Here is a 14,624-nt window from a genome sequence, read left to right as displayed (position 1 = left end):
TGAACAGCCGCGGCTCTCCGTCGGCTCCTTCTCCAGTTATCCAAGGGTGCGCAGAACAGTTTAGGGCGCGGCGCGATTCTGCCTCTGCCGCCCAAGCCCGGACAGCAGGCCATCAATCCTCTCGCAGACCGTATCTGCCCGCAGCGACGCCATGTCCGGTGCACTCGCACAGAAATCGCGTTGCCAGTACGGACCATACTCGGCAGCAGAGGTCGGGCCATACAACCCCACCACCGGCACGCCCAGGGCATCGGCCATATGCACGCAGCCCGTATCCGGACTGACCACGATGTCGGCACGGGTCAGCAATGCCGGCCAGGTTGTCGGCGAATCCATGCCGACCAGCACGCGATCTTCGGCTGCGCAAATCTGTGAGACGAGCGCCGCCGAGGGCCTGGGGCCAATCAGGGCGATGCGGTATCCACGCCCGCGCAGATGCCCAGCCACCTGCCGCCAGCCCTGCGCGTGCCAGCGCTTGGGCGGATGGTCCGCCCAAGGGCTGAGCAATGCCCAGCCCGGTCCCGGCAAGGCGCCGTGTGCCTGCGCCAGGCCACGCACCGGGATCGCCATCCGCTCAGGCTCCACGCCGGCACCGAGCGTGGCCAGCCAGCCATCGGTTCGGTGCTGGCCGGTCCGCCACACCGGCAACAGCGTCCGTGCCGCCGGCGGACCGTTCTGCCGGAATAGCAGGGGTAGCGCCGACACCGCGGCAAAGTGCCGCGGCTGCAGCCCCGATACAACCGGCGTGGCGAAACGCCGCGCTGCGGCAATCGCCGGCAGCGCCATCAGCAGGTCACCGAGGTGCAGTCCTCCCAACGGGAATACCACCGACTCCGGAATCGCCGACACGGGCGGCGAGCTCATCGCAACAGCGTGTGCACGGCGAACAGCTGCGTACCCGCCTCCGAGCGGTCCGCATGTGGCTGGAGGAAACGGCTGCTGTCGGCAGCCGACGTTGCCATCGCAGCGACCAGCTGGCCGACCTCGGCGCTCTGGGCAGAAGCCTGCACCGGCAATGCCGAAACGATGCCAGGAGCATCCCATACGGTGCCGTCGGCAAACCAGATTTCATCCAGTGCGGTGGGCCAATCACCTTCCACGGCAGGCAGGAAGTCAACCAGGGTTACGCTGTCGTTGCCACCGTCGAGGGTGAGCACCACATCCCTGCCACTCCTGCTGAGCGTGACGTCGCTTGCGGCAATGCCTGTCCCCATCTGCAGGACATCCCAGAAGGCACCGTCCGGATCCTGGCTGATGATGCGGTCATGCCCGCTGCCACGCGCGAATACAAAGATGTCGTTGCCTTCGCCGCCATCCAGGATGTCGTTGCCGGTACCGCCATCCAGCACGTCATCTCCGGCACCGCCCTCCAGGGTGTCTGCACCGGCATTGCCGTACAACTGGTCGTTGCCGTCCAGTCCCTGGATCAGATCATTGAGTGCGGTGCCGTACAGATACTGATCGCTGGCGTCGCCGGGCAGCTGCATCTGCAGCAGATCAGACTGCATCCAGCGCGTCCCATCGGCAAACACCACCTCCTGGACCTGATTGCCTGCGCCGAAGAAGTTCTGCAATGTTACCGAGTCGCCGTTGGCATGCTGGAGCACCAGATCATCCAGGCGGCTCGACACGCGGATATCCTGGACCGCCACACTGGTGCCGAAGACAACCCGATCGATATCCGACGCGATATCGCCTGCCGCACTGTTATCGATGATGTCGGTGCCCCAGCCGAGGTCGAAGCGGTAGGTATCGCTGCCGCGGCCACCGATCAGCACATCATGACCGGCTCCGCCGACCAGCGTATCGTCGCCATCGTGCCCGTACAGCCAGTCGTTCCCGCCGCCGGCATCGAGCAGGTCGGCGAGCGCTCCGCCATGCATCGTCTGGGCTGCAGATGTCCCAATCTGCTGAGCCTGGTAGAGATCGGCCAGTGTCCAGATGCTGCCATCACTGAACTGCACTTCATCGATCTGGCGATCCTGTCCCACCGCATCGACGAAGAACCCACTCACCGTCACCCGGTCCGCCGTGCCCTTGTGCCGGAGCACCAGGTCATGCCCGGAACTGGATACCTCCACGTCTTCCGCGCGTATACCGCCAACGAACACGATACGATCCGTATCCAGTCCATCGGCATGCACGTCCAGGTTGAGGATGACATCCTGCCCCCATCCGGGCGCGAACACGTAGGTGTCGTTGCCGGTCCCACCGTCAAGGGTATCGTTGCCACGGCCGCCTTCCAGGAGGTCATCGCCGGCGCCGCCGTTCAAGATGTCATTGCCATCCAGGCCAAGCAGATAGTCATTCGCAAGGCCTCCAGCCAGCGTGTCCGCAAGGCCACCGCCGCGATGCTCGAGCAGGGCCAGCTCGCGCATCTGCGCGGCTTCCAGCACGCTGCCATCAGCGAAGCGCAAACGCGACAGGGCCCCGCCATTGAACGCATTCTCGACGAAGATGCTGTCCGCGCTGCCGATCACATCGATTCGCAGCCCGTCGTCCTGCCGCACGAAGGCAAGTTCGGCGCGCCCCAGTCCCACGCCCAGCTCGAGCACATCCAACCCCTCCGAGCCGGCAGCGCTGATGGTGTCTGCCCCGTCTCCACGCGCAAAGACATAGGTATTGGTGCCCGCCCCGCCTGACAGGCGATCATTGCCTGTACCACCCATCAGCCGGTCATCACCGTCACCACCGTCAAGTTCGTCGTTGCCGCTGCCCCCCTTCAGGAGGTCGTTGCCTGTCCCGCCGCGCAGGACATCGTGGCCGGACCCGCCAATGAGTTCGTCATCGCCACCGCCTCCCTCCAACGTGTCATTCCCACCGCCACCATCCAGCACATCGGCGAGATCGCTGCCGATCATCAGCTGGGCCGTATCATTGGGTGTCAGCACACGCTGGCGAAGCTCGACCGCGCTCCAGAAGGTGCCATCGGCAAACTTCACACCGTCGATGCCTTCCACGCCCGGCTCGGATGCGACGTAGAAATTCCGGACGCGGATGCTGTCCGTTGTATTGCCCGCCAGCTTCAGCAGAAGGTCGTCAGCTTCGCGGAACAGCAGAACGCTGGCGGCCAGGATTCCATTGCCGAACTCGATGAAATCAAGATCGGCCGCGTTGCCCGATGCAGGCTCATCGATCTCGTCGGCACCGAAGCCGATTTCGAAGCGATATGTATCGCTGCCCTCGCCACCGGAAAGATAGTCGGCGCCACTACCACCGATGAGAACATCGTCTCCGCTGTCCCCATAGAGATGGTCGTCGCCAGAGCCGCCATGAAGGACGTCATTGCCGTCGCGTCCCTGGAGCGAATCTTTGCCATCATCCCCCCAGAGGATGTCATTGCCTCCATCTCCGACCAACCAATCATTGCCGCCGCCGCCATGTATCACATCGTCACCTTCAGTGCCTTGAAGCTCCTGATCGGCTGCCGTCGGCAACATCGCCCATTCGTGCACCTGGCTCGCCGACATCACCACACCATCAGCGAACCGGAACTGCTGAACCGGATAGTCAGTACCGCCCAGGAAGCTCCTTATTTCCAGTTGATTCCCCAAGGCATTCATCACCAGACTTCCGTTCCTGAACGCGAACGTGAAGACGGATGAGACAAGCAAGCCGGTGAACTCGACAGTATCGAAGCCGGGCAGCTCCAGATTCCATTCCGTCTCGATTACGTCGTGGCCAAATCCATTGTCAAAGCGATAGACGTCATCTCCGGCGCCGCCATAAAGGACGTCATCACCGGGCCCTCCGATCAGCAGGTCATTGCCATCGCCGCCCCAGAGTGTGTCGGCCGCGTAGCCACCGATCAGAATGTCGTTTCCGCCATTCCCGTGCAGATAGTCGGTTCCGTCACGTCCGTCGATGATGTCATCGCCATCCGTTCCGTTGATATTGTCGTAACCATTGGTTCCGACGATGTAGTTCGGTTCGCTCATGACGCGATTCCTAGCTGGGCATACAGAAGGGGGAGCGACCAGGATCATCCCGGCGGCACATAGGGTCCGGGCCCCTGCTCCAACGTCAGGGCTCCCACTACCGGTATCCCGGCGAGCGCCGGAAGGTTTAGCCCTTGCCTCGGCCCGGCCTCGGCCGCCCTCGCGCTTGTGCCCTGACCGAGCCAGGCCTGCCAATCGGAGCGGGTACAGGGTTGCCTGCCGCCGACCTTTACCTCATCGGTGCAGCTATATGAACGAGACTAGCGCTCACGCATCGCTTCGCCCGCATGCTGGCGCAACGGGCTCAGCAGGTAGTCGATCACCCGTCGCCTGCCGGTCTTGATCTCGGCATTCAGATTCATGCCAGCGGTCATCCGCACGCGGATGCCATCAATCTCCAGCGTTGCGCTGTCCAGGCGTATCCGCACCGGAAACACCAGGCCCAGCTTTTCGTCCTGCAAGGCGTCATGCGACACGCTCACCACCCTGCCCGTCAGGTATCCATAGCGGGTGTACGGGAAGCTCTCGACTTTCACAGTCACTGGCTGGCCATTGCGGACAAAACCGACATCCTTGTTGAGGATGCTGGCCTCCACTTCCAGCGCTTCCTCGCTGGGCACCACGGCCAACAGGGGCTGCGCCGGAGTGACAACGCCGCCTACGGTATGCACGGCCAACTGTTGCACGGTGCCATCGACCGGGGCGCGCAGGATCTTCTGCTGGTCACGCTGGACCGTGCGCGCGACTTCGGGTGTCATCTGGCCGACCTGCTCCTGCGCGGCGCGCAGGCCGTCCAGGGTCTGTTGGTGGAAATCCGCCATCAGTACGCGCAGTTCTTCCTCGGCAGCTTGCTGGGCGGAACGGATCTCCCGCAGGCGGTTGCGTTGCGCCATCAGGTCACGCTCCCCCGCGATGCGCTCCTGCTCGCGAAGCAGATAGTCATGGCGGCCGACGTAGTTGCCTTCCAGCAGGCGGCGATAATCGTCCGCCCGCAACGTGGAGATCCGTGCCGACTCCGCCAATGGCTTGACTGCGGCCTGGGTGGTTTCCCATTCGGCGCGACGCTGTGAGATCACAGCATGCAGATTATGCCGCCTGGCCTGCAGTGCCTCGTACTGGCTACGCGCCAGCATCTGCTCGGCCAAGACGCGGTCGGCCGGCAGGTCCGGCTCCGCACGGATCACTGGCACTTCACCCGCCTGCACGGCGATGTCCAGTGCCCGCAGGCGCATCGCGGTCATCCGTGCATTCAGCAAGGCGTCGCCGGATTTGACCACATCGGCCGCCGTTGCGGTCGGGTCAAGCTCGATCAGCACCTGCCCTGCCTTCACCACCTGCCCGTCGCGCACCAGGATGCGCCGCACTACGCCGGTTTCCACCGGCTGCACCACCTTGGTACGCGAGTCGATGACGGTCCTGCCGGGCGCTACCGCGACGATATCGAGCTTGCCGAGGGTGGCCCAGAGCAACGCCGCGCAGAACATCGCCATGATGATGCGCAGGGTCCAGCGCGCAGCCGGCGAGGTCGGCGTTTCGACCAGCTCCAGGTGCGCAGGCAGAAAAGCACGCTCGTCGGCATCGCGCTGCAGCGAGTCCAGTGCGTGGCGATTGCGCCAGGCCGCCTTGAACACGGAGATATAGCGTGCAGCGAAATCACCCAGACCTTCGCGGATGTGCTTCATGCGGCCCCCTGCTGCAGGCGGTGCAGCTGGGCATAGTGGCCATCGGACTGGGCCAGAAGCTCATCGTGGGTTCCACTCTCCACGATACGGCCGCGATCGACCACGACGATGCGGTTGGCCCTGCGCACGGTAGACAGGCGATGAGCGATGATGATGACGGTTCGCGCCTTGCAGATCTCGCGCATGTTGGCCATCACCGCATGTTCGGACTCGTAGTCGAGCGCGCTGGTCGCTTCGTCCAGGATCAGGATGCGCGGATCGGTGATGAGCGCACGCGCGATCGCCACCCGCTGCCGCTGTCCGCCCGACAGGCCGGCGCCGTGCTCACCCACCCGGGTGTCATAGCCTTCGGGCAGGGCCGAGATGAACTCGTGCGCGCCGGCCAGGGTTGCCGCCTGGATCACCCGATCCAGCGGCACGCCGGGATCGCTCAGCGCGATGTTGTCGCGCACGCTGCGGTTGAACAGGAAATTCTCCTGCAGCACCACGCCCAGCTGCCGCCGCAGCCAGGCAGGGTCGACCAGGGCCAGGTCATGCCCATCCACCAGCACACGGCCGCGCTCAGGCGTGTACAGGCGCTGGACCAGCTTGGTCAATGTGCTCTTGCCTGAGCCGGAACGCCCGACGATGCCGATGACCTGCCCGGCCGGGATGTGCAGGTCGATGCCGGCCAGGATCTCGGGCGTATCCGTTCGATAGCGGAATCCGACCTGTTCAAACGTGATGTCACCGCGGATCGGCGGCAGTGCCATGCGGCTGCCCGGCAGTTCGGTACGCGTGTTGAGAATGTCGCCCAGGCGCTGGACCGAGATGCCGACCTGCTGGAACTCCTGCCACAGCTGCGCCAGCCTGATGATCGGTGCAGCCACTTGGCCGGACAGCATGTTGAACGCGATCAGCTGGCCCAGCGACAGCCCCCCGTCGATCACCAGTTTCGCGCCCCAGAACAGTATGGCGACGCTGACCAGATTCTGCACCAGCTGCACGCTCTGTTGGCCGACGGTGGCTACTTTGGTGACCCCGAAGCCGGCATTCACATAACCGGCCAGCTGGTTGTCCCAGGTACGCGTCACCCGCGGATCGACCGCGCTGGCCTTGACCGTTCCGATGCCGCTGATCGTCTCGACGAGGAAGGACTGGTTGTCGGCACCGCGCGCGAACTTCTCATCCAGCCGCTTGCGCAGTACCGGGGTGATGCCGGCCGAAATGAGCGCGTAGACCGGCAGCGAGATCACCACGATCAGCGTCAGCCAGCCACTGTAGTAGAACATCACGGTGAGGAAGACCGCGGTGAAGAACAGGTCTAGCACCGACGTCAGGGCCTGCCCGGTCAGAAAATTCCGTATGTTCTCCAACTCGCGCACGCGGGCGATGGTGTCGCCCACGCGGCGGGACTCGAAGTAGGCCAGTGGCAATGCCAGGACATGGCGGAACAGGCGCGCACCGAGCTCAACATCGATCTTGCTGGTAGTATGGGCGAATACATAGGTACGCAGTCCGCTCAGGACGACTTCGAATACGGCGATCGACACCAGGCCGATCGCGATCACGTCCAGCGTGGTCAGGCCTTGATGCACCAGCACTTTGTCCATCACCACCTGGTAGAACAGGGGCGTTACCAGGGCAAACAGCTGGATGAAGAAGGAGACGACAAAGACCTCCAGCAGCATCTTCCGATACTTGATTACCGCAGGAATGAACCAGCTGAAATCAAAGCGCGCCAGCTCGCCAAGCACGGATGCCCGCGAAGACACCTGAAGAAGTCGCCCACGATAGCGTTGCTGCAGCGCGGGCATGTCGATGATGCGGGGACGCCGCTGGGTGAGGTCGTGGATCAGTACCTGGTCGCCGGTGATGCGGGCAATGATGAAGGCGTCGCCGTTGTCACCCAGTGCCAGCGCCGGAAGGCTGGTCATCGCCAAGCGAGCCAGCGCTGTCGAACTCACTCTGGCCTTCAGGCCAAGCTTGCGCGCGGCGAGGACCAGCGTCGTCTCGTCCATTGCCGCACTGCCCACTCCAGCATCATGCGCCAGCTGACCCGCGTCAGCGGCGATGCCATGGAATTGAGCAAGCAGCACCAGCCCCCGCAGTGCCAGGTCCTGGTGTTCGTGCGCCCCTTCGTCCCCCGGCACCGACGGTACCGCGTCTCCCTGTGGCATAACATTCCCGTGCGCTGCTTCCGTTGAGCGCATCCCCGGGGCGGGAGATTGGGGGGGGCCAACTCCCTTGTCAAGGGTCGGCCGGAGGGCGTAATCCCGCCGTCGCTGAGGGGGCGGTTGAAGCGAAATCAGGCATTCCGCTGAAAGCCGTCATGTGCTGCGCCCGGGCGCCGAATAGGGACCCGGCAACGCGGTGCGGGCACAAAAAAGGCAGGGAACCGGAGTTCCCTGCCATCGGCTGGATGCAGCCCCGGAACGGGCCATGGCTTAGAACGGAATATCGTCGTCAGCGAAGTCGTCCATCGGCGGCGCCTGCTGCGGCTGCGGGCGCTGGTTGCCACCCTGGTTGCCGTAACCGCCGCCCTGGTTGCCATAGCCGCCGCCCTGGCCGCCACGCTGGCCACCGCCACCGTACTCCTGGCGCGGCGCCTGCTGGCGCTGCGGGCGATCGCCGCCGTAGTTGCCGCCACCGCCGCCACCGCCGCCTTCACCGCGGCCGCCCAGCATCTGCATTTCATCGGCGATGATGTCCGTGGAGTACTTCTCCACGCCGTCCTGGCCGGTGTACTTGTCGTAGCGCAGGCTGCCTTCGACGTAGACCGAGCTGCCCTTGCGCAGGTACTCGCCGGCGATCTCGCCGAGCTTGCCGAAGAACACCACGCGGTGCCATTCGGTGCGCTCCTGCTGGTTGCCATCCTTGTCCTTGCGGACGCTGGTGGTGGCCAGGCTGATGCGGGTGATCGCCATGCCGCCCTGGGTGTACTTCACGTCCGGGTCGTTGCCGAGATTGCCGACCAGGATGACTTTGTTGATGCCGCGCGCCATAGGTACCTTCGTCCGTTGTCCAGGGGCAGACCGCCAGTGATAGCACAGCCCCGGGCGGGGTGCAGTACGCTGGGCCGCCCCTGGTGAAATTTGGGGGAATGCGAGAACGACGCATCTTACCATTGCCGCCGCCATCCGCCCGGTCAGGACACCCCGACCGCACCGAAGGATCAGGCTGATTTCCTTGTCCGGCAATGACTTACCTGCGCCCAGGCCGACATTGAGAGGGGCATTCGCGTCTGCGCATGGCATCATGCCCGGGCACCTTCCACCTGCCCGCTCCGCCCGCACATGACGATCAAAGGCAAAGCCACCTCCCTGGACATCGCCCACCTGGCCGGGGTCTCCCAGCCGACCGTGTCGCGGGCCCTGCGTGGCAGCCCGATGGTCAACGCCGAGACCCGTGAGCGCATCCTGCGCATTGCCCGCGAGCTGAACTACAAGGTCGACAAGAATGCCTCCAGCCTGCGCCTGCGCAATGCCGGCACGCTGGCCCTGCTGTTCTTCGAGGACCCGACCAACGACGACTCGCTGATCAACCCGTTCTTCCATTCGATGCTGGGCTCGATCACCCGCGCCTGCGCGCTGCATGGGCAGGACCTGCTGGTCTCGTTCCAGCAGCTGTCCACCGACTGGCAGGCCGATTACGAGGACAGCAACAAGGCCGACGGCATCATCCTGCTCGGCTACGGCGACTACCACGAATCGCGCGACCGCCTGCAGCGGCTGGTCGAACAGGGCACGCATTTCGTGCGCTGGGGCGCCGCCCTGCCCGGCCAGCCCGGTGTCTCGATCGGCAGCGACAACTTCCAGGGCGGGCATGACATCACCACCCACCTGTTGCAGCAGGGCTGCCGCCGCATCGCCTTCCTCGGCCATGCCTCCAGCCATTACCCCGAATTCCAGGAGCGCTACCGCGGCCACGTCGCGGCCCTGCAGGAACATGGCCTGGCCGCCGAACCGGCGCTGCAGCACGACGCCATCACCACCGAAGCCTCTGGCCAGCAGGCCTGCCAGGCGCTGCTGGCGCGCGCTGAACCGGTCGATGCGATCTGCGCGGCCAGCGACCTGATCGCCATCGGCGCGATCCGCGCCCTGCGCGACGCCGGGCTGCGCGTACCGCAGGACGTGGCGGTCACCGGCTTCGACGACATCCCGCTGGCGGCTTCGGTGTCCCCGGCGCTGACCACCGTACAGCAGGACACCAAGCAGGCCGGGCAGCTGCTGGTGGAACGCCTGCTGGCGCTGATCGGCCGGCAGCCGGTGGACAGCCAGAGCATTCCGGTGAAGCTGGTGGTACGCGAATCGTCCCTGCGCGGGTAAGCGCTGTCCCTGCCAACGCGCGACGGCGGGATTCCCCCCCCATGACCAACGGCGGATGCGGACCGGGGCGATTGCGCGGATAACGCGCAGACAACGTCCAGGGAAAGGTGTACGTCGCATGCTGAAGATCGATTCGCTGTCCAAGACCTACGCCAACGGCGTGCACGCTCTCAACAACGTCAGCCTGGACATCCCGCGCGGCATGTTCGGCCTGCTTGGGCCCAACGGCGCTGGCAAGTCCTCGCTGATGCGCACGCTGTCCACCCTGCAGGAAGCCGACAGCGGTACGGCCGTCCTCAGCATTCCGGGCGAGGCACCGATCGACGTGCTGCGCGACAAGGACGCGGTGCGTCGCCGCCTGGGCTACCTGCCGCAGGATTTCGGCGTGTACCCGAAAGTCAGCGCGCTGGACCTGCTGGAACACTTCGCGGTGCTCAAGGGACTGACCCAGCGCGCGCAGCGCCGCGAAGTGGTCGATGGGCTGCTGCAGCAGGTGAACCTGTGGGACGCGCGCAAGCGCAAGCTCGGCACCTACTCCGGCGGCATGCGCCAGCGCTTCGGCATTGCCCAAGCATTGCTGGGTGACCCACGGCTGGTGATCGTCGACGAGCCCACTGCCGGCCTCGACCCGGAGGAACGCAACCGCTTCCTCAACCTGCTGGCCGCGATCGGCGAGAACGTGGCGGTGATCCTGTCCACCCATATCGTCGAGGACGTGACTGACCTGTGCCCGACGATGGCGATCATGAACAAGGGCCAGGTACTGCTGAGCGGCCGCCCCAGCGAGGCGATCGACGCCCTGCAGCACCAAGTCTGGCGCAAGCAGGTCGATCCTTCGGAGCTGGCCGAGCATGAAGCGCGCCATGTGGTGCTGTCGACCCGACTGGTCGGTGGCCGCCCGGTGATCCATGTGCACAGCGCCAACGACCCCGGCGACGGCTTCGCGGCCGTGGCCCCCGACCTCGAGGACGTGTACTTCCAGCGCCTGCGCCTGCAGGCCCGTGCCCGCGCGGCAGCCTGAGCGGAGCACGCCATGATCCTTAATTTCTTCCGTTTCGAGCTGCGCGAGCAGCTGCGCTCGCCCCTGCTGTGGCTGCTGGCCGGGCTGTTCGCCCTGCTCGCCTTCGCCGCCGCGTCCAGTGACGCCGTACAGATCGGTGGCGGCAGCGGCAACGTGCACAGCAACGCGCCGACCGTGATCGCACAGATGCTGGGGATCTTCACCCTGCTCGGCATGCTGGTGACTGCGCTGTTCGTCAGCAATGCGCTGCTGCGTGACTTCGAACTGGGCACCGCCGAATTGATCTTCGCCAGCCCGGTGAAACGCCGCGACTACCTGGCCGGGCGCATCGCCGCCGCCCTGGCCACCGGCCTGCTGTTCTACCTGCTGGTCGCTTTCGGGCTCTGGCTGGCACCGTTCATGCCCTGGGTGGACGCCGAGCGCATGGGGCCGATCAGCTGGCAGGGCTATGTCTGGAGTTTTGCGGTCATCGTCATTCCCAACCTGTTGTTCACCACCGCGCTGCTGTCACTGCTGGCGGCGGTCACGCGTTCGATCCTGTGGGTCTACATCGGGCTGGTGGCCTACCTGGTGCTGTTCGGCGCCAGCGCGGCGGTGCTGCGCGACATCGACAACACCTGGCTGGCGGTGCTCAGCGAGCCTTTGGGCATGCGCGCCCTGTCGCGCACCATCCGCTACTGGTCCACCGCCGAGCACAACAGCGGCGTTCCCGGCCTGGCAGGCTACCTGCTGGCCAACCGCGCGCTGTGGCTGGGCGTGACGGCGCTGCTGTTCGCCGCCACGTTCGCCCTGTTCCGCACCGAGCGCAGCGGCAGCGGCCGTCGTCGCTGGGGCCGCCGGCAGACGCCGCCGGTTGCCGACGCCGCAGCGCTTCGGCCCACCCGCACCCCGTTGCCGCGCGTGGTTCCGGCGTTCAGCGCGACCACCGCGTGGCAACAGTTCCTGCGCCAGGTGCGCTTCGATACACGCGGTGTACTGCGCAGCGTGCCGTTCATCGTGCTGCTGGTGCTGGGCATGGCCAATTTCCTGCCCAACGCGCTGTTCCGGCAGACCCTGTACGGCACCTCGATCTGGCCGGTCACCTCGCAGATGATCATGGGCCTGCAGGGCGCTTTCAGCTGGCTGCTGGTGATCATCGTGCTGTTCTTCGCCGGTGAGCTGGTGTGGAAGGAACGCAGCGCGCGCATCAACGAAGTGACCGATGCCATGCCGGTGCCGAACTGGGTACCGCTGCTGGCCAAGTTCACCGCGCTGCTGGCAGTGATCATCTGCTTCCAGGCCGCCGGCGCGCTGGCGGCGATGGGCGTGCAGCTGGTCAAGGGCTACACCCACCTGGAGCCGCTGCTGTACCTGCGCAGCCTGGCGATGGATTCGGTGATCTACCTCCTGATGGGAGGCCTGGCCCTGGTGCTGCAGGTGCTCACCAACAACAAGTTCCTCGGCTACGCGCTGCTGATCGTGGTGATGATCGGCCAGGGCGTGCTCGGCATGCTGGACTACACGCAGAACCTGTACAACTTCGGTGGCTGGCCCAACGCTCCCTATTCGGACATGAACGGCTACGGCCACTTCCTGCCGGGGCAGCTGGCATTCCAGGGCTACTGGGCACTGTTCCTGCTGACCCTGATGTGCCTGGCGTCGGCATTCTGGGTGCGCGGTGTCAGCCAGGGCCTGCGCCAGCGCCTGGCCCTGGCCGGCCGCCGCCTGCGCGGCCCGACCGGCGTCTTTGCCGGACTTGCGGCATTGGCCTTCGCCGGCGTGGGCGGCTGGCTGTACTGGAGCACCAATATCCGCAACGAGTTCATCTCGCCCGACCAGCAGCTGGACCTCCAGGCCCGCTACGAGCGCGAGCTGTCGAAGTACCGCACCCTGCCGCAGCCGCGCATCGTGGCAGTGGACAACCGCGTGGACCTGTTCCCGGAATCGCAGTCGATGGTGATCGATGCGAACTGGACGGTGCGCAATACCCATGCCACGCCGATCCAGGACGTGCATGTTTCGATGGGCGATGACAAGCAGCTGGTCGACGTCGACCTGGGTGGGCAGACGCTGTCGTTGCGCGATGCCGATCTCGGCTACCGCATCTACCGCCTGCAGAAGCCGCTGCAGCCGGGCGAAACCCGCAACGTGCATTTCCGGGTGGTGCAGAAACCCAACGGCATCACCGCCGGTCAGGCGCCGAGCAACATCGTGGACAACGGCACCTTCTTCAACAGCCGCGTGCTGCCCTCGTTCGGCTACAACGAGGGCGCCGAAATCACCGATCGCAACGAGCGGCGCAAGCGCGGCCTGGGTGAACCCCGGCGCATGCCCAGGCTGGAGGACGAAGCGGCGCGCGCCAACACCTACATTGCCAACGATGCCGACTGGCTCGACTTCCGCACCACGGTCTGCACCGCACCAGACCAGGTGGCGCTGGCCCCGGGCTACCTGCAGCACGAGACCACGGTCAACGGCCGGCGCTGCTTCAGCTATGCCATGGACCGGCCGATGCTGAACTTCTATGCCTATCTCTCGGCACGCTGGGAGGTGCGCAAGGCGAAGTACAAGGACATCCCGATCGAGGTCTACTTCGATCCGGCGCACGGCTACAACGTGGACCGGATGATCGAGGCGGTGCAGAAGTCGCTGGCCTATTACGAGGCGAACTTCACCCCGTACCAGCACCGCCAGGTACGCATCATCGAGTTCCCGGGCTATGCCCGCTTCGCGCAGTCGTTCGCCAACACCATCCCCTATTCCGAGGCCATCGGTTTCATCGCCGACCTGCGCGACCCGGACAAGGTGGACTACGTGTTCTACGTGACCGCGCACGAGATCGCGCACCAGTGGTGGGCGCACCAGGTGATCGGCGCCAACGTGCAGGGCGCGACCGTGCTGTCCGAATCGCTGTCGCAGTACTCGGCCTTGATGGTGATGGAGCAGGAGTACGGCCGCCAGCACATGCGCCAGTTCCTCAAGCGCGAACTGGACGGCTACCTGTCCGGCCGCGGTGGCGAAGCCATCGAGGAACAGCCGCTGGAACGCGTGGAAAACCAGCAGTACATCCACTACCAGAAAGGTTCGCTGGCCTTCTACCGCCTGCGCGAGGAGATCGGCGAGCAGGCGCTGAACCGTGCGTTGAAGCGCTTCCTGCAGGACAAGGGCTACCAGCAACCGCCGTACACCACCTCACGCGAGCTGCTGGGCTACATCCGCGCCGAGACCCCGGCCGACCGCCAGCAGCTGGTCACCGACCTGTTCGAGAAGATCAGCTTCTACGACAACCGGGTGATGGCCGCCAGCGCCCGCAAGCGCGATGACGGCCGCTACGACGTGACACTGGACCTGCACGCGGCCAAGCAGTATGCCGACGGCAAGGGCAAGGAAAGCGCCGGAACGATGGATGACTGGGTCGAGGTCGGCGTGTTCGCCAACGGGCCGTCGGGCAAGGAGCGCGACCAGAAGGTGCTGTACCTGCAGCGCCACCACATCACCAGCGCCGCGCCGAAGATCACGGTGACGGTGGATGAAAAGCCGGATGAAGCGGGCTTTGACCCGTACAACAAGCTGATCGACCGGGTGAGCGATGACAACCGGCGCAAGGTGACGATGTGAGGAACGGGGCGCCGGCCGATGCGCCGGCGCTCCGCGCAACACATGCGGGGCTTGGAGTGGCTTGACTTGGCTCGCCCTA

Annotated in this window: 8 protein-coding genes; 3 read left to right on the top strand and 5 right to left on the bottom strand. The window is 65.2% G+C overall.

Features of this window, described 5'->3' with window-relative positions; genetic code table 11:
* Nucleotides 1–60 precede the first annotated feature (60 nt).
* The 5 genes from NSQ78_RS05775 to NSQ78_RS05755 form a co-directional block, all read right to left on the bottom strand.
* Nucleotides 61–786, bottom strand: coding sequence for a glycosyltransferase family 9 protein (locus NSQ78_RS05775; RefSeq protein ID WP_162272190.1), 726 nt, complete (start codon nucleotides 784–786; stop codon nucleotides 61–63).
* Between the two features lie 74 nt (nucleotides 787–860).
* The gene (locus tag NSQ78_RS05770) at nucleotides 861–3,938 is read right to left on the bottom strand and encodes a calcium-binding protein (protein WP_064237831.1); all 3,078 of its coding nucleotides are present in this window, start codon (nucleotides 3,936–3,938) and stop codon (nucleotides 861–863) included.
* Between the two features lie 260 nt (nucleotides 3,939–4,198).
* A complete protein-coding gene (locus NSQ78_RS05765; RefSeq protein ID WP_064237830.1) occupies nucleotides 4,199–5,620 on the bottom strand; it encodes an HlyD family type I secretion periplasmic adaptor subunit in 1,422 nt (473 codons plus the stop codon).
* Complete coding sequence (locus tag NSQ78_RS05760) at nucleotides 5,617–7,779, bottom strand: type I secretion system permease/ATPase (RefSeq protein ID WP_064237829.1); 2,163 nt, start codon at nucleotides 7,777–7,779, stop codon at nucleotides 5,617–5,619. Before NSQ78_RS05760 ends, NSQ78_RS05765 begins: the two co-directional genes overlap by 4 nt.
* Nucleotides 7,780–8,046: 267 nt before the next feature.
* A complete protein-coding gene (locus tag NSQ78_RS05755) occupies nucleotides 8,047–8,604 on the bottom strand; it encodes a single-stranded DNA-binding protein (RefSeq protein ID WP_064237828.1) in 558 nt (185 codons plus the stop codon).
* A 291-nt stretch (nucleotides 8,605–8,895) separates the two neighbouring features.
* Here NSQ78_RS05755 and NSQ78_RS05750 point away from each other — a divergent pair, with 291 nt between their 5' ends.
* The 3 genes from NSQ78_RS05750 to NSQ78_RS05740 all read left to right on the top strand — a co-directional run bounded on the left by NSQ78_RS05750 (nucleotide 8,896) and on the right by NSQ78_RS05740 (nucleotide 14,545).
* Nucleotides 8,896–9,927: a LacI family DNA-binding transcriptional regulator gene (locus NSQ78_RS05750; protein ID WP_049467371.1), complete on the top strand. Its 1,032-nt coding sequence runs from the start codon at nucleotides 8,896–8,898 to the stop codon at nucleotides 9,925–9,927.
* Nucleotides 9,928–10,045: 118 nt separating this feature from the next.
* A complete protein-coding gene (locus NSQ78_RS05745) occupies nucleotides 10,046–10,948 on the top strand; it encodes an ABC transporter ATP-binding protein (RefSeq protein ID WP_049467373.1) in 903 nt (300 codons plus the stop codon).
* 12 nt (nucleotides 10,949–10,960) lie between these two features.
* Nucleotides 10,961–14,545 (top strand): ABC transporter permease subunit, encoded by a 3,585-nt coding sequence (locus tag NSQ78_RS05740; RefSeq protein ID WP_064237827.1) that lies wholly within the window; start codon nucleotides 10,961–10,963, stop codon nucleotides 14,543–14,545.
* Nucleotides 14,546–14,624 lie beyond the last annotated feature (79 nt).

The sequence above is a fragment of the Stenotrophomonas sp. FSL W7-1447 genome (assembly GCF_037966425.1).
Taxonomy (GTDB): domain Bacteria; phylum Pseudomonadota; class Gammaproteobacteria; order Xanthomonadales; family Xanthomonadaceae; genus Stenotrophomonas; species Stenotrophomonas pavanii.
The sequence above is the reverse complement of the archived record's forward strand: the minus strand, read 5'-3'. Positions and strand labels throughout refer to the sequence as shown.

Excerpts from the sequence above, each read along its gene's own strand:
- NSQ78_RS05775 (WP_162272190.1), bottom strand. The coding sequence starts at position 786 with ATGGCGCTGCCGGCGATTGCCGCAGCGCGGCGTTTCGCCACGCCGGTT.
- NSQ78_RS05770 (WP_064237831.1), bottom strand. The coding sequence starts at position 3,938 with ATGAGCGAACCGAACTACATCGTCGGAACCAATGGTTACGACAATATC.
- NSQ78_RS05765 (WP_064237830.1), bottom strand. The coding sequence starts at position 5,620 with ATGAAGCACATCCGCGAAGGTCTGGGTGATTTCGCTGCACGCTATATC.
- NSQ78_RS05760 (WP_064237829.1), bottom strand. The coding sequence starts at position 7,779 with ATGCCACAGGGAGACGCGGTACCGTCGGTGCCGGGGGACGAAGGGGCG.
- NSQ78_RS05755 (WP_064237828.1), bottom strand. The coding sequence starts at position 8,604 with ATGGCGCGCGGCATCAACAAAGTCATCCTGGTCGGCAATCTCGGCAAC.
- NSQ78_RS05750 (WP_049467371.1), top strand. The coding sequence starts at position 8,896 with ATGACGATCAAAGGCAAAGCCACCTCCCTGGACATCGCCCACCTGGCC.
- NSQ78_RS05745 (WP_049467373.1), top strand. The coding sequence starts at position 10,046 with ATGCTGAAGATCGATTCGCTGTCCAAGACCTACGCCAACGGCGTGCAC.
- NSQ78_RS05740 (WP_064237827.1), top strand. The coding sequence starts at position 10,961 with ATGATCCTTAATTTCTTCCGTTTCGAGCTGCGCGAGCAGCTGCGCTCG.